The sequence below is a fragment of the Segatella copri genome (assembly GCF_024330485.1).
GTDB classification, from domain to species: Bacteria; Bacteroidota; Bacteroidia; order Bacteroidales; family Bacteroidaceae; genus Prevotella; species Prevotella copri_L.
The window spans coordinates 629,314-653,841 of record NZ_JANDWX010000001.1 but is presented as its reverse complement, the minus strand read 5'-3'; the positions used below and the strand labels follow the sequence as shown (position 1 = coordinate 653,841).

23 protein-coding genes and 4 tRNA genes are annotated in these 24,528 nt (G+C 43.4%); 17 read left to right on the top strand and 10 right to left on the bottom strand.

Annotated elements, in window-relative coordinates; all coding sequences use genetic code 11:
- Nucleotides 1-90: 90 nt before the first annotated feature.
- Nucleotides 91-228, bottom strand: coding sequence for a hypothetical protein (locus tag NNC77_RS02660; RefSeq protein WP_254971930.1), 138 nt, complete (start codon nucleotides 226-228; stop codon nucleotides 91-93).
- A 273-nt stretch (nucleotides 229-501) separates the two neighbouring features.
- Between NNC77_RS02660 and NNC77_RS02655 the strand changes: the two genes are divergently transcribed.
- A complete protein-coding gene (locus NNC77_RS02655; protein WP_254971932.1) occupies nucleotides 502-816 on the top strand; it encodes a copper resistance protein NlpE N-terminal domain-containing protein in 315 nt (104 codons plus the stop codon).
- Between the two features lie 87 nt (nucleotides 817-903).
- Here the strand turns inward: NNC77_RS02655 and NNC77_RS02650 are convergent, their stop codons facing one another.
- From NNC77_RS02650 to NNC77_RS02635, 4 genes are all read right to left on the bottom strand, one after another.
- Nucleotides 904-1,086 (bottom strand): hypothetical protein, encoded by a 183-nt coding sequence (locus NNC77_RS02650; protein WP_254986854.1) that lies wholly within the window; start codon nucleotides 1,084-1,086, stop codon nucleotides 904-906.
- Between the two features lie 7 nt (nucleotides 1,087-1,093).
- Nucleotides 1,094-1,606 (bottom strand): hypothetical protein, encoded by a 513-nt coding sequence (locus tag NNC77_RS02645; RefSeq protein WP_254971899.1) that lies wholly within the window; start codon nucleotides 1,604-1,606, stop codon nucleotides 1,094-1,096.
- 71 nt (nucleotides 1,607-1,677) lie between these two features.
- Nucleotides 1,678-2,244: a hypothetical protein gene (locus NNC77_RS02640; RefSeq protein ID WP_254971898.1), complete on the bottom strand. Its 567-nt coding sequence runs from the start codon at nucleotides 2,242-2,244 to the stop codon at nucleotides 1,678-1,680.
- Nucleotides 2,245-2,272: 28 nt separating this feature from the next.
- A complete protein-coding gene (locus tag NNC77_RS02635) occupies nucleotides 2,273-2,449 on the bottom strand; it encodes a hypothetical protein (protein ID WP_158570216.1) in 177 nt (58 codons plus the stop codon).
- A gap of 998 nt (nucleotides 2,450-3,447) precedes the next feature.
- On the opposite strand from NNC77_RS02635, the gene NNC77_RS02630 reads away from it, so the two are divergent.
- From NNC77_RS02630 to NNC77_RS02615, 4 genes are all read left to right on the top strand, one after another.
- Nucleotides 3,448-4,122: a DNA-binding protein gene (locus tag NNC77_RS02630; RefSeq protein ID WP_437183266.1), complete on the top strand. Its 675-nt coding sequence runs from the start codon at nucleotides 3,448-3,450 to the stop codon at nucleotides 4,120-4,122.
- 97 nt (nucleotides 4,123-4,219) lie between these two features.
- The gene (locus tag NNC77_RS02625; RefSeq protein WP_153072405.1) at nucleotides 4,220-4,315 is read left to right on the top strand and encodes a smalltalk protein; all 96 of its coding nucleotides are present in this window, start codon (nucleotides 4,220-4,222) and stop codon (nucleotides 4,313-4,315) included.
- 252 nt (nucleotides 4,316-4,567) lie between these two features.
- On the top strand, nucleotides 4,568-5,614 hold the full coding sequence (locus NNC77_RS02620) for a PDDEXK nuclease domain-containing protein (protein ID WP_117729323.1): 1,047 nt from the start codon (nucleotides 4,568-4,570) through the stop codon (nucleotides 5,612-5,614).
- Between the two features lie 78 nt (nucleotides 5,615-5,692).
- Nucleotides 5,693-6,208, top strand: a complete 516-nt coding sequence (locus NNC77_RS02615; RefSeq protein WP_200757858.1) for a GNAT family N-acetyltransferase — start codon at nucleotides 5,693-5,695, stop codon at nucleotides 6,206-6,208.
- Between the two features lie 109 nt (nucleotides 6,209-6,317).
- On the opposite strand, the gene NNC77_RS02610 is transcribed toward NNC77_RS02615, so the two are convergent.
- Complete coding sequence (locus NNC77_RS02610; RefSeq protein ID WP_022121167.1) at nucleotides 6,318-7,418, bottom strand: AAA family ATPase; 1,101 nt, start codon at nucleotides 7,416-7,418, stop codon at nucleotides 6,318-6,320.
- 225 nt (nucleotides 7,419-7,643) lie between these two features.
- Between NNC77_RS02610 and trxB the strand changes: the two genes are divergently transcribed.
- The 11 genes from trxB (at nucleotide 7,644) to NNC77_RS02555 (ending at nucleotide 16,304) form a co-directional block, all read left to right on the top strand.
- The gene (gene trxB / locus NNC77_RS02605) at nucleotides 7,644-8,576 is read left to right on the top strand and encodes a thioredoxin-disulfide reductase (RefSeq protein WP_022121168.1); all 933 of its coding nucleotides are present in this window, start codon (nucleotides 7,644-7,646) and stop codon (nucleotides 8,574-8,576) included.
- 109 nt (nucleotides 8,577-8,685) lie between these two features.
- Nucleotides 8,686-8,774: transfer RNA gene (locus NNC77_RS02600), tRNA-Ser, on the top strand.
- Nucleotides 8,775-8,827: 53 nt separating this feature from the next.
- Nucleotides 8,828-9,724 (top strand): DUF4468 domain-containing protein, encoded by an 897-nt coding sequence (locus tag NNC77_RS02595; RefSeq protein ID WP_254969687.1) that lies wholly within the window; start codon nucleotides 8,828-8,830, stop codon nucleotides 9,722-9,724.
- 11 nt (nucleotides 9,725-9,735) lie between these two features.
- Entirely contained in the window at nucleotides 9,736-10,086 is a 351-nt protein-coding gene (locus NNC77_RS02590) for a mechanosensitive ion channel protein MscS (RefSeq protein ID WP_254969689.1), read from the top strand.
- On the top strand, nucleotides 10,086-12,437 hold the full coding sequence (locus NNC77_RS02585; RefSeq protein WP_254969690.1) for a putative porin: 2,352 nt from the start codon (nucleotides 10,086-10,088) through the stop codon (nucleotides 12,435-12,437). Before NNC77_RS02590 ends, NNC77_RS02585 begins: the two co-directional genes overlap by 1 nt.
- Nucleotides 12,438-12,491: 54 nt before the next feature.
- Nucleotides 12,492-13,409, top strand: a complete 918-nt coding sequence (gene menA / locus NNC77_RS02580) for a 1,4-dihydroxy-2-naphthoate octaprenyltransferase (RefSeq protein ID WP_254969691.1) — start codon at nucleotides 12,492-12,494, stop codon at nucleotides 13,407-13,409.
- Nucleotides 13,410-13,474: 65 nt separating this feature from the next.
- Complete coding sequence (locus NNC77_RS02575; protein WP_254969692.1) at nucleotides 13,475-14,104, top strand: HD domain-containing protein; 630 nt, start codon at nucleotides 13,475-13,477, stop codon at nucleotides 14,102-14,104.
- Between the two features lie 524 nt (nucleotides 14,105-14,628).
- Nucleotides 14,629-14,715 (top strand) — tRNA-Ser (locus NNC77_RS02570).
- A 27-nt stretch (nucleotides 14,716-14,742) separates the two neighbouring features.
- Nucleotides 14,743-14,814, top strand: a tRNA-Glu gene (locus NNC77_RS02565).
- Between the two features lie 70 nt (nucleotides 14,815-14,884).
- Nucleotides 14,885-14,956: transfer RNA gene (locus tag NNC77_RS02560), tRNA-Glu, on the top strand.
- Nucleotides 14,957-15,059: 103 nt separating this feature from the next.
- Complete coding sequence (locus NNC77_RS02555; protein WP_254969693.1) at nucleotides 15,060-16,304, top strand: DUF5103 domain-containing protein; 1,245 nt, start codon at nucleotides 15,060-15,062, stop codon at nucleotides 16,302-16,304.
- Nucleotides 16,305-16,381: 77 nt separating this feature from the next.
- Here NNC77_RS02555 and NNC77_RS02550 read toward each other — a convergent pair whose 3' ends face one another.
- Genes NNC77_RS02550 through metA form a run of 4 tightly spaced genes read right to left on the bottom strand, consistent with a single transcriptional unit; the run spans nucleotide 16,382 to nucleotide 22,822 of the window.
- Nucleotides 16,382-18,835: a TonB-dependent receptor gene (locus NNC77_RS02550; RefSeq protein ID WP_254969694.1), complete on the bottom strand. Its 2,454-nt coding sequence runs from the start codon at nucleotides 18,833-18,835 to the stop codon at nucleotides 16,382-16,384.
- Between the two features lie 42 nt (nucleotides 18,836-18,877).
- Nucleotides 18,878-19,804 carry a zinc ribbon domain-containing protein gene (locus NNC77_RS02545; RefSeq protein ID WP_218458339.1) on the bottom strand — a complete coding sequence of 309 codons (927 nt, stop codon included), beginning with the start codon at nucleotides 19,802-19,804 and terminating at the stop codon, nucleotides 18,878-18,880.
- Nucleotides 19,805-21,868, bottom strand: a complete 2,064-nt coding sequence (locus NNC77_RS02540) for a peptidase U32 family protein (RefSeq protein WP_254969696.1) — start codon at nucleotides 21,866-21,868, stop codon at nucleotides 19,805-19,807.
- Nucleotides 21,869-21,904: 36 nt separating this feature from the next.
- Nucleotides 21,905-22,822 (bottom strand): homoserine O-acetyltransferase MetA, encoded by a 918-nt coding sequence (gene metA, locus NNC77_RS02535; RefSeq protein ID WP_006846715.1) that lies wholly within the window; start codon nucleotides 22,820-22,822, stop codon nucleotides 21,905-21,907.
- Between the two features lie 349 nt (nucleotides 22,823-23,171).
- On the opposite strand from metA, the gene NNC77_RS02530 reads away from it, so the two are divergent.
- Complete coding sequence (locus tag NNC77_RS02530) at nucleotides 23,172-24,506, top strand: TolC family protein (RefSeq protein WP_254969697.1); 1,335 nt, start codon at nucleotides 23,172-23,174, stop codon at nucleotides 24,504-24,506.
- The last annotated feature ends 22 nt before the right edge of the window (nucleotides 24,507-24,528 follow it).

Sequence of the window (24,528 nt, the reverse complement as noted above, 5' to 3'; positions counted from 1 at the left end):
GAGTATAAAATATAGGTAAAAGCGTAAAGCGTAATTAAACAAATGTAATTTCTCATTTTATGGTTACATTTACAGTTTGAGGTCTTTCATTCACATTTCACCCATGTCGTAAGTAGAGGCCATTACATTGCCCTCCGTGTCGGTGACACGGACAAGGCGCTGTATGCCGTCATACTCAAACGAGGTGGTAATCTCACCGTCAGGACCGCTCTTCTGGATGGTCTTCAAGGTCTTGCCACTGCCATTGGTATGGGTTGCCTGAACATGGAAAAACTTTCAAAGATACAAGGGAAATATCCTCTGATAAGCCCTGGCGAATTTTAAGGCGGTTTATAGCCTCGTTTTGTTGATACTTTCATACGTCTTTATTTTATGTTTTATCTAAAGAACGATATATGGTTGATTTTATTGCATTTGATAGCTGCATTAATCAAAAATACAGATTGGTCAATGTTTTTTTCCTCACACCATATTTCAACAGTCATAGAAAATAAAGTCTGCTTGTGTTCTTTTGCAGGAACATATTGTGGTGTGTTGCCGTCTAATGATGAAACAACACTCACGCTAAATGCTGATGGTACCTACTTATTGATACAGACATTCAAAGGAAAGCAGCACGAGCAGGAAAAGTTAAGAGGTTCTTTCCATATGCTTGACGGTAACATATTGATGCTTGCACATCCTTCGAGTGGCGACAATATATTCTATAAGGTGAGGGATGCCAACTTCATTATTCTTATAGACTCGTTTGGCAATGAAACTAAAAAAGAGGATGGAAAGAACTATATTCTGAATAAGAAAGTATGGAGAGTGTAAAATAAACTGTGTTGGACTATAATTGTTATAGCTTGACACTGTTTTACACTCTCTTCCATTTAGACATTTCTAATATGATGAAATGCTCTATTTGGGCGACTTTTCTCCACTATTTATATCGGTTGAGGATATATTTTTGCAAATATGACCTACAATATACTCTATCGGAGTAAAAAGCTCAATATCATTGTTCTCAACTAAATCTTCTATTGACGATTTTACAAATTCCCAAAGCCTGGATGCCTCATATTCTTCATAGGGATGTTTCATTCTTTAATTATTTCATTTTCTGTTTCAATGATGATATTGACCTATCAAATAAGGCGACATTTATTTTCGACACATTATAATAGCCTACACTTATATCTTTCAATAGAATATCCTTCCACATTAATTGATTTTCTTGAATTCCCTTCAATTTAATAGTATCTGGTTTTATAGGAATTTTGTTCTTTGTAAGAAGCTCGTTAATTTCTTTAATTAGTTTCGAGTTTTGAAAACGAAGATTATATATACTATCCCCTAAAAGACTTATATTTCGTTCATTTTTACAATAAAAGAAACCACTTAAATAGATACATGAAGAATCTTGATATCTAAACAAATATTCGATTTCTTCTGATGTATAGTTGATTGACAACATGTATCCTTTAGGTACACAGAGTTCGAAAGTTTTATTATTTAATTGTAACTTGACTTTTTTGAGTCTCTCCTTAGGCAAATTATAATTTGCAATTGCAGAAAATGTTACTAATAATAAAAATAATAATAATGTAAACTTTATTTTCATCTGTTTTATATTTTTAATAACAACATGTTCATACGATGAAATATGTAAGCTATTTTATCGTACGAATTATTTTACTTTTTATACCAATATAGCGAAATTGGAATATTTTTGTCTGCTAAAATAGAAGGACCATCGTCCCCTACATAATTACCTGACGGGGCTTTTGTTGTTATATAATAAGTTCTTAAAGGTCGGTTTAGTTGACCACGCGAAATATTCTCACTATATACAGCCTGCCATTCACTACGTTCCAAACCATTGTGTGAACGATTATCTTTGATGATTTTCTTTAACTCCTTTTCTATATTTTTTTTACATCTATATATTTTTCTTTTGTCATCTTTTATATAATCATCACATATGAAAAAAGTCTGATGATAATTTGTACCTTTTATAGTTAATACTAATCTTGGAGGCAATTTGATTATATCACAGAGAGTTGCATTCTGTAAGAGTTCATACAGTTCTTGGATTGAAATATCATCATTAATAATGTATTCATTATCATCAAAATAATTTTTTACCAATATTTGCTTACAAACTTTTTTGTTTATAAGGTTAGGATGTATGCTATTTTTACAACAATTCCATAGGCAAAACAACCCACAAAAACAAAATATTTTTAATAACTTATTCATGAAGATAGTGTATTTTAAATTATAAAACTCATCCAGCAAGATAGTAGAACCTTTTACTTGTGGAAATTCGCTTAGGTGTAATTAATTGAAGTTTCGCAAGTGAAAACTCAATAACCTTATAATCAACAGAAAAGCCATCAGTCTCGCTACCAGCATACTGGATGCGGCGTGGGTCTGAACCGTAAGAGTCGAAATATCTATTCATTCTACCTCCGTTTTTAAAGTGTTCTATTTTGGATCAAATAACAAAGGACGTTTACTGGCGATGCGCCTTAATACTATATATATCCATTTTGGAGAAGCCAAACAGCTTTTTGCCTAAGTCCTTAATGGATGCACCCATGTGATATACACAGTTCGCTGCTCTCCTTTTTTTTCTATTTTATCTGTCATATTTATATTCATTTTTCCAAAATCACAAATTGTGACTTTGAACATTACCATATTTAACTGCATTCAAAGGTAGTGCTTTTAGCCTTTAAGCCACTATTGCACAACCCCTTTCTTTGAAAAGAACGTAAAATTAATAGTTTTATTGCTATGATTGTGTATTTTTAATCGCTTAACTCGTTGCACCGTACTCACGCCCCTTCCACTTAACTTTTGCCACATCCCGAATGGAATACCCCTTGCGGAGTAAACTAATTAGTGCCTAAAGGGTGTTCAGTATTCAGTATTCAGTTTTTTTCGCGATAGTTACCTTTTTCATGGTTATAAATTGTAAGTAATTATTTTATATTATATATATATAATATTATATATATATAATATACTATCTTTACAGAGAGTGGTAACAACAGCGAAAAAAACTGAATACTGAATACTGAACACGTTTCCTGCAAATAGGTTATTGCTTTGTAATATACTGATTTATACAGCAAAAACACAGCTTCTATACCGCGAAAGCATAGAGATACGCCACATGAAACATAGAGTTTGTATTTAGAACCAACTTTCAAATTGTAAGTTTGCTGAAAATCGCTCCTTATCACATGTCTAAATTTGGTAGATACCGGATTTATTCGTATCTTTGCACCGGCAATCGAAAGAACAGCCTTTTGTGCCTTGCTCGGGTCTTCTCTTAAGACCAACACGGGTCATAAATGATGGCAGGCGCCGGTCATCAATGAAGACCCCGAAAACGGCAGGAACGAGGCGTTCTGGGGAGTTGCAAAACAAAGGACTCTAAACATACTACAGACTATGATTAATTACAGCATCGTAATGCGTAGCGTGAACGCAAATCTTCTGGAAATCAACCAGGCTAAGTCACGCATCAACCAGGCAAAGAAGGAGGGTAAGAATCCTGACCAGAAGGACCTGGAACTCGTGAAGACTGAGAAGCAGAACGCTTTCGCCATCTCACAGTACACCGACATCATGACCATCGAGAAGTTTGCCAAGCACATCACCTCTCATGGAAGTGTTTATTCGAGAGCTGACATCAGCGCCATCCTCTACATCGCCGTAGATTGCATGCGTGAGATGTTGCTTGAGGGCAAGAAGATTCGTCTGGGCGATCTTGGTGATTTCTCTCTCCTTCTCACCTCGAAGGGTGCCGAGGATGCTGACAAGTTCACCTCGCAGAACATTACCGGCGTGAAGGTTCAGTGGGAGCCTGGTCAGGAGTTCAAGAACCTTCGCGATGACGCCGAGTTCAACCTCGTAGCCAGCCGCAGCGCTCAGGCAGCCGTTATCAAGGCGATTAAGGAGGGTAAGACCAACGTTGACCTCAACGCACCAACTACTCCGGATAATACGCCAGGCGGTTCTACCCCAGGTGGTTCAAACACCGGTCAGACCGGTAGCGAAGGCCAAGGCTCTGAATCAAGCGGCGGTACTACCGGCAAGGACGATACTGGCGACGGCCTTGAATAGCCCAAGGATAGACTGGCTAGGGTGCTAGCCCCTAGCCCAGCCTATCCGCCCACAAAAAATTCAACATTCAACACTCAACATTCAACATTCAAAAAAAATGAAAGCGAACACTTGGAAAACAATTCTTCAGATAGCCATCAGCATTCTGACCGCTATCGCTACTACGCTCGGAGTAACGAGCTGCATGGGATAAAGAAAACTGAGAAATCCGGTCATTAAGGTCATGGTCATTAAGGTCATTAAGGATTTACAAAGAAAGTTAAAGGGAAATGAGTAAAAAATCATCATTTTTTTGCTCATTTTCCTTTTTTTTTATTATCTTTGCCTTAAAATTAATAATTGAACTTTCGCATGTGGTCAAGTACGGGCTGAAGGCTCAAAAGCTCCTAGTCCAGGGCGTATGGGACAAAACTTGCGAAACTTGAACAAATGAAAAAATATATAGATGGAAAAGAATATTATAAATATAGATGCACATGTCATAGATGATATCAGAACCATCATCACAAGGGCAAGAAACAAGGCGTATCAATCTATCAACGAAACCCTGATACGCTCAAACTGGGAAATCGGCAAACGTATTGTTGAAGAAGAGCAGCTTGGCAAGCAGCGTGCTGATTATGGAATACAGCTCATCAAGTCCATATCTCAGCAGTTGACGACTGAGTTCGGCTCCGGCTATGGTGTTCGTAACCTTGCCTATTTCAAGCAATTATACCAATATTTTCCTGATTGGGAGATTTTGCACGCGCGCGTGCAAAATCTTACTTGGACTCATCTAAAGAGTATTCTAAGAGTTACAGATGCAGAAGCTCGTCTATGGTATTTAAAGGAATCGTCAGAGCAAATGTGGAGCACAAGAACCCTCGACCGCAATGTTGCCTCACAATACTATTATCGACTCCTGCAAACCAGCAATGAGCACAAAGATGAGGTAGAGAACGAGATGAAAACCCTTACAAAAGGATACGCAGACTCACCTGCCATGTTCATCAAGTCGCCAATGGTGACAGAATTCTTGGGCTTATCCCGAGACATGAGCTTCTCGGAAAGCGAACTGGAGAGTGCAATCATCACCCATCTTCAGAAATTTCTGATGGAGATGGGCAAAGGCTATGCCTTCGTAGAGCGACAGCAGCACATCATCACCGATACCCAGGACTACTACATAGACCTGGTATTCTACAATTACCTGATGAAATGTTTTGTACTGATTGACCTGAAGACGACCAAGATCACCCATCAGGACGTAGGACAAATGGATATGTATGTAAGAATGTATGATGAACTGAAACGCACGGAAGGCGACAATCCGACCATCGGCATACTACTCTGTTCGGAAACCAGCCAGGATATCGCAAGATTTTCCATCTTGCACGACAGCAAGCAATTATTTGCTTCAAAATATCTTACATATCTCCCTACAGAACAGCAACTTAAGGAAGAAATAGAAAAGCAGAAAGAAATATTTAGATTACAACATATAAGATAAGCTAGTACCCCCAAACATCTCTGCTACAAGATAATAGATAACAAAATAAAGAACGAAGAATTTCATTGAAATAATCTGATGGAAACTGAAAGAATTTTACTTCGCTATTGGGAGGAATCTGATGCAGAGGCGCTCTTCAAGTACGCCTCCGACCCTGACGTAGGACCACGTGCTGGATGGCCGGCGCATAAGTCTGTAGAGGAAAGTCGGGAGATAATCCGGACATTCTTCCATAATGAAACGACATGGGCGATTGTGTTGAAAGAGACTGGCGAGGCTATCGGCTGCATCGGCTACTACACCCATGAAACCAGCAACATCCCTATCGGAGAAAACGACTGTGAGGTGGGCTACTGGGTAGGAAAGCCATTTTGGAACCAAGGAATCTGCACCGAAACCTTGAAGCTGATGCTTGACTACTGCATCAACGAGAAGCATTTCGAAAACATCTGGGCAGACCATTTCACAGGCAATCCTGCATCAGGAAGAGTCATGGAGAAATGCGGTTTCTCTGACACCGGAATGCTGAACAGATGTAGCCAGCTCGTGGGTGGCGACAAGGAAATGGTCAAGGTGTTCAAGTACAACGGATAAAGGAGAAAATAGAATGATGAAACTCAATAACACCAAAAGTGAGTGGTTTATGTAAAAAGTTACGGAGAATATGAATTATCTCCGTAACTTTTTACATTTTAGGCTGATTTTACCGCTTCAGCGCTATGTTATAATTATAATATTTGCTGTTGCCCGTAATATCCTCCAGCACCTGGATGAAAGGAGGAAACTTCACACTCTCGTTGGCAGAAATGCCGCGGGTTTCAAGAATCATCAGGTCGGAAACCGGCTCAAGAAACTCGTCGAGCTCGAAATACTGGCCCTTCCAGATAAAGCTCTTGCGATGCTTATGAATGCGCTGGCGGTAAGGGTCAGCCTGCTGAAGCATACTCTCGTAAAGATTGGCATTAATCTGTCGCTCGGTCTCTATCTGCTCATTGTCTGAAATACGCTTCTTGGTGGTGTGAACATACACATACTTGCCTCCCTCGAAACCGCGACGGCGAAGACGAATCTCGCTGCCCGGCTCACCCGTAAGATAAGTCTGAACAATATCGCTGTCTATCGCATTAGGAACCTCACCCGTCAGCTTCACGATATATTTTCGCTCCTCCTCTATCGGCTGCGGAATGGCAAGCACATTGCTTATCTCCTTGAGCACACGGTTCAGCTTGTTGTTGAAATCTTCGTGGTTATTGATTACCCTGAGATGAGGATGACCCTTCCATGCAGAAACAATCTTCTTGTCCAACTCGCGCGCTATCTTCAGTCCTTCTTCATCGGCCTTCTCCAGGCGCTGCGCATTGTTGGCTGTAGTATAAAACTGCTCGGCACCATCAGCAGCACTCACCAGATGCAGCACAGCATCATAGCGGTCGCGAAGCTGGGCATCTGTATAACCCTCTTCAGAGATGATGCGGTGCCAGAAATCAGGAGTGAGATAGGTAGAAATATCCATCGTACCACGATCGCAGACGATGATGACCGGCTGCTGCAATGTTTCAGCCATGCGCTGGAAACTGTCTTCCAGGTTAATCTGAGTCTGGAAAGTAGCCTTTTCGCCCTCGAAGAAAAAATCCTTGTTGGAGGTGAGATAATTCATGCCCGCCTGGGTGAACATGGTTGGAACCTCGGGAATGGTAAAGACCTTATAGCCTAGACTGGAGAAATGTTCAATCACCTTAACCATAGCGGTAGTCTTGCCCGCACAAGGTCCACCCGTCAGCACAATCTTCTTAATCTGATTCATATATCAAGTAAATATTTTTCGTTTTTTCTAATTGATGTTCTTTCCGGAGCATCTTATTTTCGGGTGCAAAGATAACAATAATTCTTCAAACGAAAGCAATAATTTATGCAAGAAAAGAAAAATATTGTATTTTTATTTTGATTTCTCATTGTTTTGATGTACCTTTGCAAAGAAAATGGCTCATTTCGAGCCATCGGAAACAAAAATATAACTATAAGATAAAAAATGGAAAAGATAAAGACATTAATTATAGGTAGCGGTCCTGCAGGATATACGGCTGCCATTTATGCCGGCAGAGCCAACCTGCAGCCAGTACTCTATTCAGGTATGCAACCGGGCGGACAGCTCACCATCACCACAGAGGTAGAAAACTTTCCGGGCTATCCTAACGGCGTAGACGGAACACAGATGATGATGGACATGAAGGAACAGGCAGCCCGATTCGGAGCCGAAATGAGAGACGGAAGCATCGTGAAGGCAGATTTCAGCTCACGCCCATTTCATCTTACCGATGAGCGTGACAACGAGATTGAGGCAGAAACCGTAATCATCGCCACAGGCGCATCTGCCAAATATCTGGGTCTTGCCGATGAAGAGAAATATCGCGGACAGGGCGTTTCAGCCTGCGCTACCTGTGACGGATTCTTCTACCGCAAGCGCACCGTAGCCGTAGTGGGTGGTGGCGATACTGCCTGCGAAGAGGCTATGTATCTATCCGGACTTGCCAAGAAGGTTTACATGATTGTGCGCAAGCCTTATCTCCGTGCTTCAGAAATCATGCAGCAGCGTGTAAAGAACAAGGAGAACATCGAGATTCTGTTCGAAACCAATACGCTGGGACTCTTCGGCGAGAATGGTGTAGAAGGTGCTCATCTCGTGCGCCACAAGGGCGAAGCCAACGAAGAGAAGTTTGACATCAGCATCGACGGATTCTTCCTGGCTATCGGACATAAGCCTAACACCGACCTCTTCAAGGGTCAGATAGATCTCGACGAGCAGGGCTTCATCAAAGTAGTGCCAGGTACTGCCACCACCAACATTCCGGGTGTTTTCGCAGCAGGCGATGTGGCCGACCCAATCTATCGCCAGGGTGTTGTTGCCGCAGGCTCGGGAGCCAAGGCAGCCATCGAGGCCGACAGATTCCTGCAGCAACAGTAAAAACTATAGTATAAAATCCTATAAAGCGGGGTTAATATAGTTAAAAAATAACAGTAATATTTTGTCAGATGCAAAAAATGTATTACTTTTGCATCTGATAAAATAAAAAGGAAGATTGGCAGAGTGACCGAATGCGCTGGACTCGAAATCCGGTATACCCTCTTCCGGGTATCGGGGGTTTGAATCCCTCATCTTCCGCTAAGTTCCCCCACAGGAACCGTCATTTTATAGTTTCATAAAAACAACTCGACATGAAAAAAATCATCATCCCCATATTTATGCTCCTCCCGCTGATGACTGCACAGGCCCAAACCGTGCTGACTGAAGAACAGCAGCAGTTGGAACAGGCACAGAAACAGTTGGAAGCTGCCAAAAAGGCACTGGAAGTGGCTAAGATTAAAGCACAGGCTGCCAAACTGAAGGCTCAGGCCGACAGCATCAACGCTGCAAGCGCCAAGACTGAAGCTGAAGCAAAAAAGGCGGAAGCAAAGAAGGCCCATGCTACTGAGCCAGAACCAGTTGTTGTAAAGGAGCCAACCACCTCAACCAAGGGATGGGCGATTCCTGTTGCAGTAGCCGCTAAGCCAAAGGAGGCTGCCAAGCCTGCCAACAAGCTGGCAAATGGCACAACAGCCAAAGTGGACATGAAATATCTGGCAGGCGCCATCACATATAATGATGAAAACAAGATAGAATTCACACTCGATACGGATGCTAACGGAAAAACTGCCAAGCAGATTTACGACATCGTATTAAAATACATGAGTGAACTGACACAGAACGACCAGAACATAGCAAGCCGGGTAGCACTGGTAAACGATGCTGAACACGTCATCGCCAACACGATGGACGAATGGCTCGTCTTCAGCCAGTCATTCATCTCGCTCGACCGCACGGAATTCAAATACCAGCTGATAGCCAGGATTTCAGACAATCATCTGAATCTCTCGCTCTGCCGCATCATCTACAACTACGAGGAAGGAAGAAGCACCGGTTTCAAGGAACCTGCAGAAGAGGTAATCAGCGACAAGATTGCGCTCAACAAGAAGCAGAACGACCTGGCTAAAATCTTCGGAAAGTTCCGCAGATGCACCATCGACCGCAAGGATCAGATATTCGCAGAGTTAGCTGCATTAGTAAAACAATAAGTTGAAGAAAAATGGATAATCAGAATACAGACAACAAGATACAACAGAACGAGGCAAAGCAGCCTGCAAACGCTACAGCCCAGCCTACAGCTGAGCAGGGCGCAGAACAGACTGAACAGAAGAAGCCTACCAGCTACGCCGTAAGACCTCAGCACCGCCGACTTCGCCCATTGACCTACAGCGACCAGAGCAACATGCTGAAGGTACGCAACTATCTCAACATCGCCTTCATGCTGCTCGCCATCGTGGGGGTAATACTCTGGACCCAGCTGGAAGAAAGCCGCAATATCGCCTACATCGTACTCATCGTGGGTGTAGTGCTCAAGATTGCCGAAGTATGTATCCGACTATTTAAGAAATAATGAAGAAGAAGAAAATTATATTCTCATCACTCCTATTTTGTGCTGCAACCCTCCCGGTTGCGGCACAAAACGATTTTAACTATAACGAAGATTCGCAGTTCCGTCCCCAAACCAACCGCAAGGTGAACACCGATTCACTGGGCTCAGACAAGGAGATTCCGAAGGGCATCAGGGTATGGACTGTAGACGAACGCTTCGGCGACACAAAGGCTGCGGTAGTAGACACCTTGCAGCACATGTACATGAACTCAACCTTCACGGAAGGACTGAGAGGCGAATACAACACCCTCGGAAACATGGGTACTGCCCGACTGAACCGAATCTTCATCGACCGCCGCAATACACAGGGCAACTTCATCTTTACAGAGCCCTACGATTATATCGTAAATCCGGTAAGCGACTTCCACTTCACCAACACCTACTCACCTATCACCAACATAACGCTGAACAGCTGCGGCGACAAGGTGACGGGAGAAGACGACTTCAAGGCCATGTTTGCCGTGAATGCCAACAAAAGGCTAGGCGCCGGTTTCAGATTCGACTACAAGTATGGCAGAGGATATTATAACGCCCAGAGTACCAGCCACTTCAAATACACCATGTGGGCATCTTACCTGGGCGACCGCTATCAGGCACACTTTCTCTTCAGTACCAATCATGAGAAGATGACCGAGAACGGCGGTATTACCAACGATGATTACATCAAACATCCGGAAATCTACACCGAATCGTTTGCCACCAATGAAATTCCTACCGTTCTGGAACAGAACTGGAACCGACTGGACAACCAGCACATCTTCTTTACCCACCGCTATAACGTAGGTTTCAGCCGAAAGGTAAAGATGACCGAAGAAGAAATCAAGGCAAAGAAATTTGCCATGGCTTCGAAAAAGGAAAATGCTGAAGAGAATGCGAAGGAAGAAGCCAGAAAGAAAGCCAAGGAACAAGGCAAGAAATTTGATGAGAAAGCCTACGACAAACAGCAGGGTGCTAAATTCAGCGGCCGTCCTGACGGAGCCAAGATTGCAGGCGATGAACCGGCTAAAGACTCAGCCGCAAAGGACATCAGGAGCGACAGTACCCGAATCGCAGTAAACGGAAAAGCCGCTGCCGACAGTCTGCTTGCCGTCCAGAAGAAAAATGCCGAAGACTCGCTTTTCTACAAGAGCGAATATGTTCCGGTAACGAGCTTCATCCATACGGTAAAGTTTGACAACTATCGCCGTATTTACGAAGCTTATCAGACCCCTGCCGACTATTATCTGAATGAATATTACGATGCAGGCAGGCTGACCGGCGACTCCATCTACGACCAGACCAAGCACTGGCACATGAAGAATACCTTCGCCATTGCCATGCTTGAAGGTTTTAATAAATGGGCAAAGGCAGGCTTGAAGGCTTTCGCCAGCTACGACCTCCGTCACTATGAACTGCCAACCATGGAAGGCGGTTTCGAAAAATACAACGAGCATGTACTGAGCGTAGGCGGACAGCTGAGCAAGCAGGAAGGCAAGACACTCCACTACAATGCCGTAGCAGAAATAGGACTGACGGGTGTTGACGCCGGAACCCTTGCCATAGATGGTAATGTAGACGTGAACATCCCATTCCTGGGCGACACGCTTCAGGTAAGAGGCGATGCTTTCTTCCATAGAGAAACCCCATCGTTCTATTACCGCAACTATCACGCCCGCCATCTGTGGTGGGAGAATGATCTCGACAAGACCATCCATACCCGCATCATGGGTACGCTCTCCTTCCCTAAGACACGCACCAAGCTGAGAGTGGCTGTAGATGAAATCAAGAACTACACCTACTTCTCGCAAAGCTATGACATTACAGAAAAAGGTTTGCGAACAGGAGTCATGGTTACACCGATGCAGGAAAGCGGAGGAATCAACCTGCTGACAGCACAACTGGAGCAGAACTTCAGACTAGGCATTCTGAACTGGGAAAACCAGTTTACCTACCAGCACTCAAGCAAGGAGAGTGTTCTGCCAGTACCAGCCTTCAATGCCTACACCAACCTCTACATCAAGTTCAAGGTAGTAAAGGTGCTGAACGTAGACCTGGGTGCTGACATGCGCTACTTTACAAGCTATGAAGCTCCCGACTATTCACCTTATATGGGACAGTATACGGTACAGGGCAACGGCGAGAACAACGTAAAGATAGGCAACTATCCTATCGTTAATGTTTACGCCAACGTTCACATCAAGCACACCCGTTTCTTCGTAATGATGAGCCACATCAATGCAGGACAGGGCGACAAGAACTACTTCTTCGCTCCTCATTATCCGATGAACGAGAGAGTGTTCCGTATTGGAGTAAGTTGGAACTTCTTCAATTAATCTTCCTGATTCCTTTAGGGATTTCAGGAGATTCAATTTTAATCTTTTTAGAATATGATAGAAACAAATTCTATAAAAGCATGGTATCTAGCCGCTCGCCCGAAGACTCTGACGGCGGCGGCTGTTCCTGTTTTATTGGGTATTGCGCTGGCTTATAAAGACGCTCAGCAGATACAGACATTGCCAGCCCTACTCTGCCTGCTCTTTGCATGGGTGATGCAGATAGACAGCAATCTGGTGAATGATTATTTCGACTTCAAACATGGTAATGACGACGAAACCCGGCTGGGACCGAAACGTGCCTGCGCTGAAGGCTGGATTACATTGGGAGCCATGAAATGGGGAATCATCCTCACTACTCTTCTGGGTTGCGCCATAGGACTTCCGCTGGTTCTTTTCGGTGGTTGGGAAATGGTCATTGTAGGCATCTGTTGCGTAGTCTTCTGTTTCCTCTATACTACCTGTCTCAGCTATCTGGGCATGGGCGATCTTCTGGTACTGCTCTTCTTCGGCATTGTACCCGTATGCTGCACATACTATCTCGTAATGCCCGAAACCATGCAGGGAGTAAGCCTGGAAACGGTTCTCGTATCTGTAGCCTGCGGACTGGTAGTTGATACGCTGCTTATTCTGAACAATTATCGTGATCATGACAACGACCTGAGAGCCGGCAAGAAGACCCTTGTGGTTCACATAGGAAAGAAGAATGCCGAGCGGTTATACTGCGCATTGGGCAATCTGGGCATCATTACCATTATAGGTGTCACCATCTGCGAAGTATTTCAGCATGAAGCCAGCAGCATGTTCCTGCCGTTTGCAGCACTCTATATCATTCTGCACAACAGAACCTATATGGAGATGAAAAAAATAGGCGAAGGCAGAGAACTGAACAGAATTCTGGGCAAAACAGCTCTGAACATCTTCTGTTTCGGCATTGTATCATCCCTGATCATCATCGGAATGGCGAATTGAACAATAATAAACTAATAATAATGTACGCGCGTACCTTATTATATAAATAAAGTGGAGGAATATCTATGAAGCAACAGGTAAATCTCGAAATCATGGACTTTGTGGAGAAACAGATTCTCCCCAAATATAATGCTTTTGGCGAAAGTCATGGACTCAGACATGTTACCCGAGTCATCAGAAACTCACTGAAACTGGTTCCGGTAACCGGAGCCGACATCGATATGGTGTATGTAATAGCCGCTTACCACGACCTGGGGATGAGCGGTCCGCGTGCCATTCATCACATCACCAGCGGTAAGATTCTGCAGGCAGATGCAAGACTGAAGCGCTGGTTCAATAAAGAGCAGATTAAAATCATGAAAGAAGCCGTTGAGGACCATCGGGCTTCATCTAGCCGTCAGCCTCGCAGCATCTATGGCAAGATTGTGGCAGAAGCCGATCGCGATATTGATGTTCACGAAATTTTTCTGCGCGCCATACAGTATGGCAAAGAAAACAATCCAGCTGATGACAAGGAGCAGCAATGGGAGCGGTTCAGCCAGCACATGGAAGAAAAATATTCAAGAAACGGATACATCAGGTTATGGATTCCCAACTCCCCTAACGAGAAAGCGCTCAACGAACTGCGCAATATCATAGAGGACAAAACGGAGTTGAGAAAATATTTCGAAAAAATATTCGAAGAAAACAGCTAAAACATTTGGTAGTTTCAAAATATTGCATTATCTTTGCATTATCAAATAATGACTAAGATGTTTGCACCATTGCATCGTGATGATGCATGGGTGCCAGAAGGAATAAGGGTCGTTTCGGTTCGATTGGGATACTCATCAAATTACACTATTGAAACCGAGAGGACATTCTCTTGCTCATGGCGGGCCACATAAACTGCAGCAGGCAGGTAAGCTGAAAAGCCGGTGGATTACAAAGGCGGAGGACTCTCAAATGTTTATACATTCGGAGTTTCATCACATCATCGAGCGGCCCTTTCTTTTACAAGAGGCGGATTTCTGAGAAAGAAATCCGCCTCTGCTCGTTTTAGGAATGAAAGCACTCATCATACTGAAAGAAAACAACCCCTGATAATGTGGGAGTTACAAAGAAAATGCATTTTTATCGAAAAAAAGTTGCAAAAAGATTTGGTAGAATCAGAAAAAAGTAGTACCTTTGCACTCGCATTTAAGAACGATGCTTGGTTGATTCGGTTAAGAATCCGACTGGAAGGTTGGGTGAGTGGCTGAAACCAGCAGTTTGCTAAACTGCCGTGCGGGTTACCGTACCGGGGGTTCGAATCCCCCACCTTCCGCAAGCTATCGTCCGAAAATGTACCGTTGGTCGATTCATCTAATGGTTAGGATACAAGATTCTCAATCTTGGCATAGGGGTTCGATTCCCCTATCGACTACATGTGTTTTTCATGGTATTAGATTAATAAGTCTCTATAAGTCGGGAGACCAATAGAGATTTTTTTGAATGGTCGATTCATCTAATGGTTAGGATACAAGATTCTCAATCTTGGCATAGGGGTTCGATTCCCCTATCGACTACAAAAGTGTTTTCATGTATTAATTTAGATTGTTTAAGCTTGCATTTAGTTCTTTGTCAAAAGGCTACTGCAAGTTATTTTTTTATATATACGTACGAAGCCATATGAAACTATTATACACTATCATCTCCCTTCTCTTTCTGTTTACCTATCCTGCCTGGGCGCAGCAGCACGAGATATTCAACCAGCGCATCAGAACCCTACAGGTTGTAGGCGGAACCAACTGGTTATCGCTCCCAGTATCGTCACTGGGCGGAGAACCTATCCATATCGATTTTGACGACATGACGCACGATTATCATCGGTACAGTTACAAGATTGAACATTGTGATGCAAACTGGAACGTATCTGCTTCGCTCTTTGAAAGCGACTATATGAGAGGCTTCAACGGCAATCAGATGATTGAAGATGTAGAGCAATCCATCAACACCAATCATCCTTACACTCATTATCATCTGGCAATTCCCAATGCCGACTGTCAACTTACCATGAGTGGCAACTACAGACTGACGGTTTATGACGACAATGCGGAAAACGAGGAAGAAGGCAAAATGTTTACAGCCTGCTGGATGATTACAGAGCCTCAGCCATTGGTTAAACTGAAGTTAGAAGCTACTTCAACAACAGATATAGATATCCAGAAGGACCACCAGCAACTGAAAATGGAACTGGATTACAGCCAGCTGAGAATCTCTCATCCCAACCAGCTGAACATCGTAGTGCTTCAGAACGGAAGATGGGACAATGCTGTCATCAACCCTAAACCCGACTACCTGAGTGCGGGGAAAATGAGTTGGCAGCATGTAAGAGCTCTGATTTTCGATGCGGGCAATGAATACAGAAAGTTTGAATTTCTGGACACCGATCATCCAACCATGGGAATAGACGCTATAGATTGGGATGGAAGCGACTATCAGGTAAAGGTAATGACAGACAGTCCTCGCCCCAATTACGTTTACGATGAAGCAGCCAAAGGTTCGTTTTATATCCGCAACAGCGACAACGTAGAAAACAACAACACCTGCGAATATGCACAGATTCACTTTACCCTGAAAGCTCCAAAACTGCCAGGCGATGTTTATCTGAACGCAGATTGGACCTACGGCCGTTTCCTCCCCGAATATCGGATGGAATATGATGAAATGACGAAAACCTATCACGCACGTCTCTTCATGAAGCAAGGTTATTACAGTTATCAGTATCTCATGAAGATGGACGACGGAAGCATCAGGCTGCTCCCATCAGAAGGAAATTTCTACCAGACCCAGAACAAATACAATGTACTGGTTTACTATCGGGCTCAGAGCGACCGCACCGACCGGCTGGTAGGATATGGAGAATTAAAATAAAGGAAGGAAATAAATGAGATTAAAAAGAAAAGGAGTTCTAGCATTTCAGAATGCCTGAACTCCTTTTCTATTTAATCCTAAAAGTGGAATTTCAGATCAACACCACATTGGAAAGGATTGCCACGCTGGGCAAAATACAGTTTCTTTCCTGTTGCTGCATTATCAACAGCAAAGGTATTGTAATTAGTATCTGTGAGGTTCCTACCCCAGATACTGATGCTCATCTTACTGAAATCAATATCACAATGCGCACCCATCACGAAATACATCTTCTGGCTGTAGGTATTGGCATTATCCCAATAAGTCTTGCCCTGCGCATTCATGTTCAATCCGAAGGTAAACTGTCCCAAATGATAGTCAGCCATGGCTGCTATCGTATGCTGAGGAACATAAGGAACCTTCTTGTCCTTATAATTCACAGCCTTATCACCCTCGCCATCAGTATATTCATCAAATACGGCGCGTGTAAAACCATAGTTTACACCCCAATCAAAAGCACCGTCGAAAGCCTGACCCTTGAGCGCGGCTTCAATACCACAACTGTGACTCTTACCTGCATTAACCATCATTCGGCCAAAGCCATAGGTTCCTGCCATTACAGAGAGTTGCTGATTGCGAACCTGCATATAGAAGGCACTCAAATCGAAATGAAGACGATGATCAAAAAGATTGAGATGCGTTCCTACCTCATAATTCCATGAGGTTTCCGGCTTAAAGGCAATAGTCTGGTTCACCCTATCATAATCTTCATCGGTATGAGAAACGTCATAATTGCCTCCCATCGCATCCTGACGGTGAGCATTCAGTTCGGTCTGCAAGATATCACTGAACATCTGGATATTATAACCGCCTGCACGATAGCCCTTGCTCACCGTAGCATAGACATTGCTCCCCTGCTCATCAAGCTTGTAACTTAATCCAAATTTTGGCAGGAGCTGGTTGTAATCATCACTCGTTTTGCGGGCGAGCATTGAACGCAAAGTATAAGTGGCCTCCTTGCCCATCACATTAGCTGTCATCGCCATATAAGCATAAGTATCGTAATGAATACTTGTATGCATGAAATCGTAACGCAAACCAAGCGTTGCTTTCAGACGGGAAGAAAGATCAAACGTACTCTCGTGATAGAGACCCAAATTGCTCTGAGGAGTATGGAACAAACCCGGAGCTCCCATGCTCGCCGCCATGCTGATGCCGCCCGCCTTCTCTATCGCGACCGTAGCCATCGCATTAGCCGCAGCTTCTAGCATTCCCTTACCCATCATCTGCTTCACCATCAAAGAATGGATGGCGGAATACATCTGCTGCTGGATAACGTTACTGATAGGATTCGTCAATTCTGAACCGAATTTTACAGGACCATTTGTCTTCAACCACACATGGGAGAAGAATGCACCCTGTGTAAGATGCCAGAAGCCGAAGAAAGGCTGACGACTCTTAAATGTAAACTCCTGAGTGATAGAATTCTGCAACTGATCTTGCTGCAAGCTCAAATAATCTCCAGGAAGATAATCCTGATCCATCTTCATATTGTCATCCAGGAACTGATAGCTGGTAGTAGAAGCAAAATCCCATTTCGCTCCTTCATGACGAAGATTGACACCCGAAAGCAGCATGTTGCGGCGATAAAGTCCAGGGAATGTTGTATTTGGCAATGCAGCCTTGCCACTGTTTAAATCCAACTGACCATAAGGAAATGCATGCTGATAGACAAATTGGTAATTGGCTAGCAAATCCATGCTCCATCCTCTATCAAAACGGAACTTAAGATTAAACTTACCGCCAGCCTCATCATAATTGTCGGCATAATCGCTGGTTCCTGCACGATGGAAGAATCCCTTCTGTCCATCATAAAAAGCAGCTACCCCTAATGCGATACGAGGTGAAAGCTTCATATAATGAGCCGCTTCTACATTACGATAGAAATGAGAGCCCAATCCCAGATTAACGTAGGTGCCCTTGCTATCATAAGCATCGCGGGAATAGATGCGCACCAAACCACCTTCAGAATTCTGACCATAGAGTGTTCCCTGTGGACCACGGAGAATATCTATACGGCTGGTCTGATAATGGTGAAGATTGAAAGCTGCCTTGCTCAACACTGGAATTCCGTCAAGATAAATTCCTACAGCCGGACTGTTGATACGACTTCCAATGCCGCGCACATACATGGCATTGGTAAAACGCGAGCCATAGTTGGGCATTACGAAGTTAGGAACATAGCAAGAAAGTTCACGCAAATCGCGAGACCCCAGTCGCTGCATCTGATAAGAGCCGAAGGAAGTACTGCTGAGAGGCTGTTGACGAAGACGGAAATTCTCCTTAGGCTGCGAAACAACCACAACTTCATCAATATCATAAACTCGGCTGCTATCAGCCAGCAAGCCATTAGCAGCCGTAAACTTTTCACTCGTACCCAATGACAGGTCAGAACAAGTAGCCCTTTCGTTATCCGCAGCACTAGCCTGCAACGCTACCGCTGCCAAACCAATGCATACGCTCTTTTTACTATAAAATACTATTCTTTTCATAACGGGTGCAAAAGTACATATTTTTTCCTGCACCCCCTATCCTTATTTATGAGGAAACAGATAAACCCGTATGGCAAACCATATATAGGCTACGAGCAACAAATAACCTATATAATATAAGGTAGTAACACTGAAAATGATGTAATCAATGGCGCAAACACCCACTAAACCACCAAGATACAGAACTGCATCACCTGCAGGCAAACGGTGTTTCACCTCATCAACACAAGCCAATCCTACTATCAGTATCGCCCAGACTGTAGCCAGGAAAAAGCCCAATATAGGCGGTACGGCAAAAGGATTGAGCGTAGGATGAAAATAAAAATGACGCCATACTTCTGGCAAAAACAACTGAATGGTTGCATAGAAGGTTGCTGATATCGAAACAATAAGCACCAAGGCTGTAGGATATGGTGAATCAATATCATTAAAATGAACCAGTTTACCATTGCTATGAAAAATCTTACGAACTGTATAGGCTACGGCTATGAGAATAATGATAACCATGAAGATGAGCAAGTGAGTATTGCTGAAGGTCATAATGAACTCTGAAATAGGATCATCGGGAACAACCTTCGGCAACAGACGGGACTCACGGGTCCAGCCAAACTGATTATCTTCAGTAGCCAACTGCACCCAAACTGAATCTACAGAATCCTGAGGAACCATACGAATATCCGTAACCACCAGCAGGCGGTTCTTTCGGACGGCGAAGGAGTCGATAGGCAAATTGCTCAAAAATTCTTCAGGCTGTTGCGCTATCAATTCCAGGGAATCCTTGAATACCAGAAAATTGAATTTGTTGGTATAATGATGGGTAGTAGAAAACGAAATGGAATCGAGTTGTTTATTACTGTACTCTACCATAGCAGCATGCATCTGGTGATGAGCACGGCGATGATAACAACTGCTGAACATCAAGAGGATGCCCAGCATACAAAGAATCTGTATCGTCCATTTCTTTTTCATTTATTTCTCACTATATAAGTTCATCTGACATTCGTTGCACGCAAACTCCAGACGGAAGCGGCGACCGTCGCCCAACTGCAGGAAGAGAGGCTCTCTCCAGGATGGTTTCTTGCCTCCACGCTTCACACAGTAGCCCAACGAATAGCGGATACAATGGCGGCACTGCATCAGGAGCGATTCTCCCTTTTCATTGGTATACTTAGGTTGCAAACTTCGGTTTGCCTTGTCTTTTTCTATATTCTCATCATATTCTTCCTGGGTCTTAGCATCCCATGCAGAAGGAATATTCTTACCCAACTCAAATGCCGGAACTACTGGCGACAGACCATGAATCTGATAAAAATCTCTTGCATCATAGTTAGCTATATTATAGAGGTATCCCCATCTTCCGTATTCCGACTGCCAAGTCAATTCCTCTTTCGTAAGTCGGTGCTCACCGGGCTGACTGAATCCAAAACCATTGTTGAACAGGGTTCTATCCCATCCACCCCACAACGACTTATCAAGCTGTTTCTGATTTGCCTTGGTAAGTTCATCTATCAATTCACGCCGGATAGCAGTGAGAATACTGTTCGGAACAAAGTATGTCTCCATTCCCTTCAGAAGTTCTACCTGGTAAGCTTCGTAAATCGTATCGCCCAGTTTGCTCATCTGAGCCTTTATATTTTCGCCCTGCGGGCGTTTCGCCTTTTCGAGTTTCAACTCTTTAAACACCTCAGCCACCTGATAAATCAAGCCACCATCAACCTCTTTCGTCTTCATGATGTTGACAACAGCCTTTACCCCCTGTGGCTCTTCCCTGAACTCATTACCCATCACAGGCTCCATTGCTATGACAATATAGATTTTACGTTCAGCAGACTTACGGGCCAGCAAAGCCTCGAAAGCCCGATCGTTATTACGATAAAGAGCCATGCCCGGACGCAAATGTTCAGGCATTCCAAACGGATAGAGGCGATTGCCCTCTACTCTGTTCACACGAAAGCCTTCCAACTCACGGTCATCATTGATAAAACACAGTCCATCGCCATTTTTAAAGCTGGCTACTGTGGCTACGTTGAAAGAAATGTTGCCACGTATCTCCTTAACCTTACCCACAAACTCACCTATAGCTTTCGGCGTATCGAAAGAAGCAATATCCGGCTGTCGCCCATTCAGGAAATAATGGGTAAAGCCACGATTGAAAGTCTTCTTCAGATTAGGTGTAAAATTATATTGAACATGTCCCACCGATGCACGGCGATACTTACGCGGTTCAGCTTTTACGATTGCATCGAGTTGACTGCTATAGGCAGCCACCACATTCTTGACGTAGTTGATATCTTTTAATCTTCCTTCTATCTTGAACGAAGTAGCTCCAGCATCAGCAAGATCCTTGAGATGATCAAGCTGACAAAGATCCTTGAGCGACAACAGATAACGCTGATGTTCTATCTCCTGACCATTGGAATCGAGCAGATCAAACTTCATACGACAGAACTGTGCACATTCTCCGCGATTGGCAGAGCGCCCGAAACACTTCTCAGAAGCATAACAGACACCCGAATAGCTTACGCAGAGCGCTCCATGTACAAAGACCTCTATTTCTCTATCAGGAATCGCCTGATGGATCGCCTTGATTTCATCGAGCGAAAGCTCACGAGCCAGAACAACACGTTTGAAACCTAACGTGGTAAGCCAAAACGCCTTTTCTGGAGTTCTTACATCACACTGGGTACTGGAATGCAATTCTCTACTCCACAAATTCTGCGCCCTCACCTCAGTAAGCACACCCATATCCTGCAGCAAAAGTGCATCAACACCAATCTCATCAAGTTGCTGGATCATCTTAAGCGTATCCAACATCTCATCCTGATAGATGATAGTATTCACTGTAACATGAACCTTTGCTCCAAACTGATGAGCATAATCACACAACTGTCTGATATCTTCCAGCGAATTGCCTGCTGCTGCTCGTGCCCCAAAACGAGGTGCACCAATATATACGGCATCTGCACCATGATCAATGGCAGCAATACCACATTCCAAGTTCTTGGCAGGCGCCAATAATTCTAATGTTTGCATAAGAAATCAATCTCGAAATCATCCAACTCCTTCAAATTAACTGATTTCGTCAATATTGTAAGGAGTCTCCTGATAAACATAATAGTTGATCCAATTACTATAGAAGAGGTTGGCATGAGCACGCCATGTCACCAAAGGTTCTTCATTCGGATCGTCATGATAATAATAATTTTTTGGCAGTTCTACATCATCACGCTTGCCCATATCACGCTTATATTCCTTATCCAGCGTGTTTGGCGCATACTCAAGATGACCCGTCACAAAGAATTCGCGGCCGTTTCTGGCCATCACAATGCTGACACCGCTTTCAGGCGATTCGGCAATGATGTCAAGTCCTGGCACTTTTTCAATATCCTCACGTCTTACCTCCGTATGGCGACTATGAGGCATATTAAAGATATCATCGAAACCGCGGAAGATTGGCTGAGACAAATCGAGAGGCTTCTGCTTAAAAATACCAAACATCTTCTTCTCTAAAGGATACTTAGGAACACCATAAAAATGATAAAGACCAGCCTGGGCACCCCAGCAGATATAGAGTGTTGAAGTAACATGGGTACGGGCCCAATCAAAAATCTCTTTGATTTCAGGCCAATATTCTACCTCCTCATAAGCCATCGTTTCGATAGGAGCACCGGTAACTATCATTCCATCAAACTTCTGTTTGGAAAGTTCCTGAAAATCCTTGTAGAACATCATCATGTGCTCTATTGGAGTATTCTTTGGCGTGTGACTTTTCAACTTCATAAAATAAACCTCTAACTGAAGAGGAGTATTCGACAGAAGACGAACGAGATCTGTCTCGGTCGTAATCTTGAGGGGCATCAAATTGAGCACACAGATTTTCAACGGACGAATCTCCTGTTTATGCGCACGACTTTCGTCCATCACGAATATATTCTCATGCTTCAGCAGTTCGATAGCTGGAAGCTTATCTGGTAATCTTAACGGCATTTATTTTATTCCTTTCTTAAATTTTTCTGCAAAGTTACACAATTTCAGCGAAGATAACGAAAGAAGAAACATTTTTTTGAGAAATATAAATAAATTAATGTGGAAAAGCAAAAGAAATCTTTCACTTTGAAAAGGATTGTTAAAGATAAATGAGAATATTAAACCTATCATCCTGCTTTTAATCAAAAAAACATATAAGTTGCAACTTTATAGGCAACGCTTACGTCAAAGCTAAAAATGATGTATCCTATTAAGATTTGCAATTATGGAAAGTAAGAACATTAATCCACATTTAATCAGAACAGATGCAAAGAGTTCTGTAAAAATGAAAACAAAAAGTAAAAAGAGTATGAACGCAAGTTTTAAAAACATGGCGGTAGCGCTGTTCATCATGTCGGCTCCTATCGCTGTACAAGCTAAGCAATGGTCACTGCAGGATTGTATCAGTTACGCACTGGCTAACAACATTCAACTGCAGAAGACTCAACTCACAAAAGCTTCAGCTCAGGAGGACTATCTGCAATCAAAGTCAGCGCTTCTGCCATCGCTCTCTGCCAGCACCAATCAAAGTGTAAACTATACGCCTTGGGTTTCTAATGGAATCAGCGGAGAAGGTTTCAGCAAAGCTTCCATCGACAAGGTATATTACAATGGCAGCTATAGCGTGATGGGCAATTATACGATTTGGAACGGAAACAAAAACAGAAATCAGGTGAAACTGAACAAGCTGGCAAAGGAAGCGGCACAACTCGATTCGACAGCACAAGCCCTCAACCTGCAAGAACAGATTGCTCAACTTTATGTACAGATACTCTACTCTACAGAGGCTATCAACGTAAACAAAGAAAGTTATCAGTCGAGTGTTCAAAACGAAGAGCGTGGTAAGGAAATGGTAAAAATTGGCAAGATGAGCCAAGCAGACTTAGCACAACTCACAGCACAGAGAGCACAAGATGAGTTTAACATCGTGCAGGCTGAAAGTAACGTTAAAAACTATAAACGACAGCTGAAGGAACTCCTGCAGATTACCAGTGAAGAAGCTTTCGACATCGCTATTCCAAGCACAACAGACCAGATGGCTCTGGCCTCTATCCCAGGAATGAACAGTGTCTATACAGCTGCGCTTCAGAATCGCCCTGAGTTTTTGAGCTATCAAAACAAACTCGACCAGAACGATCTGAACATCAAGATTGCAAAGGCAGGAAAGTTGCCAACCATCAGCGCAAATGCAGGAGCTACGACCAGCACCACATCCATGAACAAAAACGGTTGGGGCAGTCAGATGAAAACCAACTTCAGCCTGGGTGGTGGAATCGGTGTCAGCATTCCTCTCTTTGATAACCGACAGACCAAGACTTCTGTCAATAAAGCACTCATTCAGCGTGAAAGCATCTTGCTCGATATAAAGAATGAGCAAACTAAGCTCTACTCTACTATCGAAAACTATTGGCTGCAGGCTAATACAAACCAAAGCCAGTTTAAGGCTGCCAAGGCGAGCAGCGAAAGTGCACAAACTAGCTACGATCTTTTAAGTGAACAGTTTAAACTGGGATTAAAGAACATCGTAGAATTGAGAACCGGCAAAGATAATCTTCTGAAGGCTAAACAGAACGAACTTCAGGCAAAGTATCTTACCATTCTGAATATCAACATGTTGAAATTCTACCAAAACGGCAGAATCTAAAGAGAAAGATTGGTATTAACAT

What these genes read in the sequence shown, in the direction of transcription:
- NNC77_RS02650 (WP_254986854.1), bottom strand. Translation starts at nt 1,086, where the DNA reads ATGAAACATCCCTATGAAGAATATGAGGCATCCAGGCTTTGGGAATTT.
- NNC77_RS02645 (WP_254971899.1), bottom strand. Translation starts at nt 1,606, where the DNA reads ATGAAAATAAAGTTTACATTATTATTATTTTTATTATTAGTAACATTT.
- NNC77_RS02640 (WP_254971898.1), bottom strand. Translation starts at nt 2,244, where the DNA reads ATGAATAAGTTATTAAAAATATTTTGTTTTTGTGGGTTGTTTTGCCTA.
- NNC77_RS02635 (WP_158570216.1), bottom strand. Translation starts at nt 2,449, where the DNA reads ATGAATAGATATTTCGACTCTTACGGTTCAGACCCACGCCGCATCCAG.
- NNC77_RS02630 (WP_437183266.1), top strand. Translation starts at nt 3,448, where the DNA reads ATGATTAATTACAGCATCGTAATGCGTAGCGTGAACGCAAATCTTCTG.
- NNC77_RS02625 (WP_153072405.1), top strand. Translation starts at nt 4,220, where the DNA reads ATGAAAGCGAACACTTGGAAAACAATTCTTCAGATAGCCATCAGCATT.
- NNC77_RS02620 (WP_117729323.1), top strand. Translation starts at nt 4,568, where the DNA reads ATGGAAAAGAATATTATAAATATAGATGCACATGTCATAGATGATATC.
- NNC77_RS02615 (WP_200757858.1), top strand. Translation starts at nt 5,693, where the DNA reads ATGGAAACTGAAAGAATTTTACTTCGCTATTGGGAGGAATCTGATGCA.
- NNC77_RS02610 (WP_022121167.1), bottom strand. Translation starts at nt 7,418, where the DNA reads ATGAATCAGATTAAGAAGATTGTGCTGACGGGTGGACCTTGTGCGGGC.
- trxB (WP_022121168.1), top strand. Translation starts at nt 7,644, where the DNA reads ATGGAAAAGATAAAGACATTAATTATAGGTAGCGGTCCTGCAGGATAT.
- NNC77_RS02595 (WP_254969687.1), top strand. Translation starts at nt 8,828, where the DNA reads ATGAAAAAAATCATCATCCCCATATTTATGCTCCTCCCGCTGATGACT.
- NNC77_RS02590 (WP_254969689.1), top strand. Translation starts at nt 9,736, where the DNA reads ATGGATAATCAGAATACAGACAACAAGATACAACAGAACGAGGCAAAG.
- NNC77_RS02585 (WP_254969690.1), top strand. Translation starts at nt 10,086, where the DNA reads ATGAAGAAGAAGAAAATTATATTCTCATCACTCCTATTTTGTGCTGCA.
- menA (WP_254969691.1), top strand. Translation starts at nt 12,492, where the DNA reads ATGATAGAAACAAATTCTATAAAAGCATGGTATCTAGCCGCTCGCCCG.
- NNC77_RS02575 (WP_254969692.1), top strand. Translation starts at nt 13,475, where the DNA reads ATGAAGCAACAGGTAAATCTCGAAATCATGGACTTTGTGGAGAAACAG.
- NNC77_RS02555 (WP_254969693.1), top strand. Translation starts at nt 15,060, where the DNA reads ATGAAACTATTATACACTATCATCTCCCTTCTCTTTCTGTTTACCTAT.
- NNC77_RS02550 (WP_254969694.1), bottom strand. Translation starts at nt 18,835, where the DNA reads ATGAAAAGAATAGTATTTTATAGTAAAAAGAGCGTATGCATTGGTTTG.
- NNC77_RS02545 (WP_218458339.1), bottom strand. Translation starts at nt 19,804, where the DNA reads ATGAAAAAGAAATGGACGATACAGATTCTTTGTATGCTGGGCATCCTC.
- NNC77_RS02540 (WP_254969696.1), bottom strand. Translation starts at nt 21,868, where the DNA reads ATGCAAACATTAGAATTATTGGCGCCTGCCAAGAACTTGGAATGTGGT.
- metA (WP_006846715.1), bottom strand. Translation starts at nt 22,822, where the DNA reads ATGCCGTTAAGATTACCAGATAAGCTTCCAGCTATCGAACTGCTGAAG.
- NNC77_RS02530 (WP_254969697.1), top strand. Translation starts at nt 23,172, where the DNA reads ATGAACGCAAGTTTTAAAAACATGGCGGTAGCGCTGTTCATCATGTCG.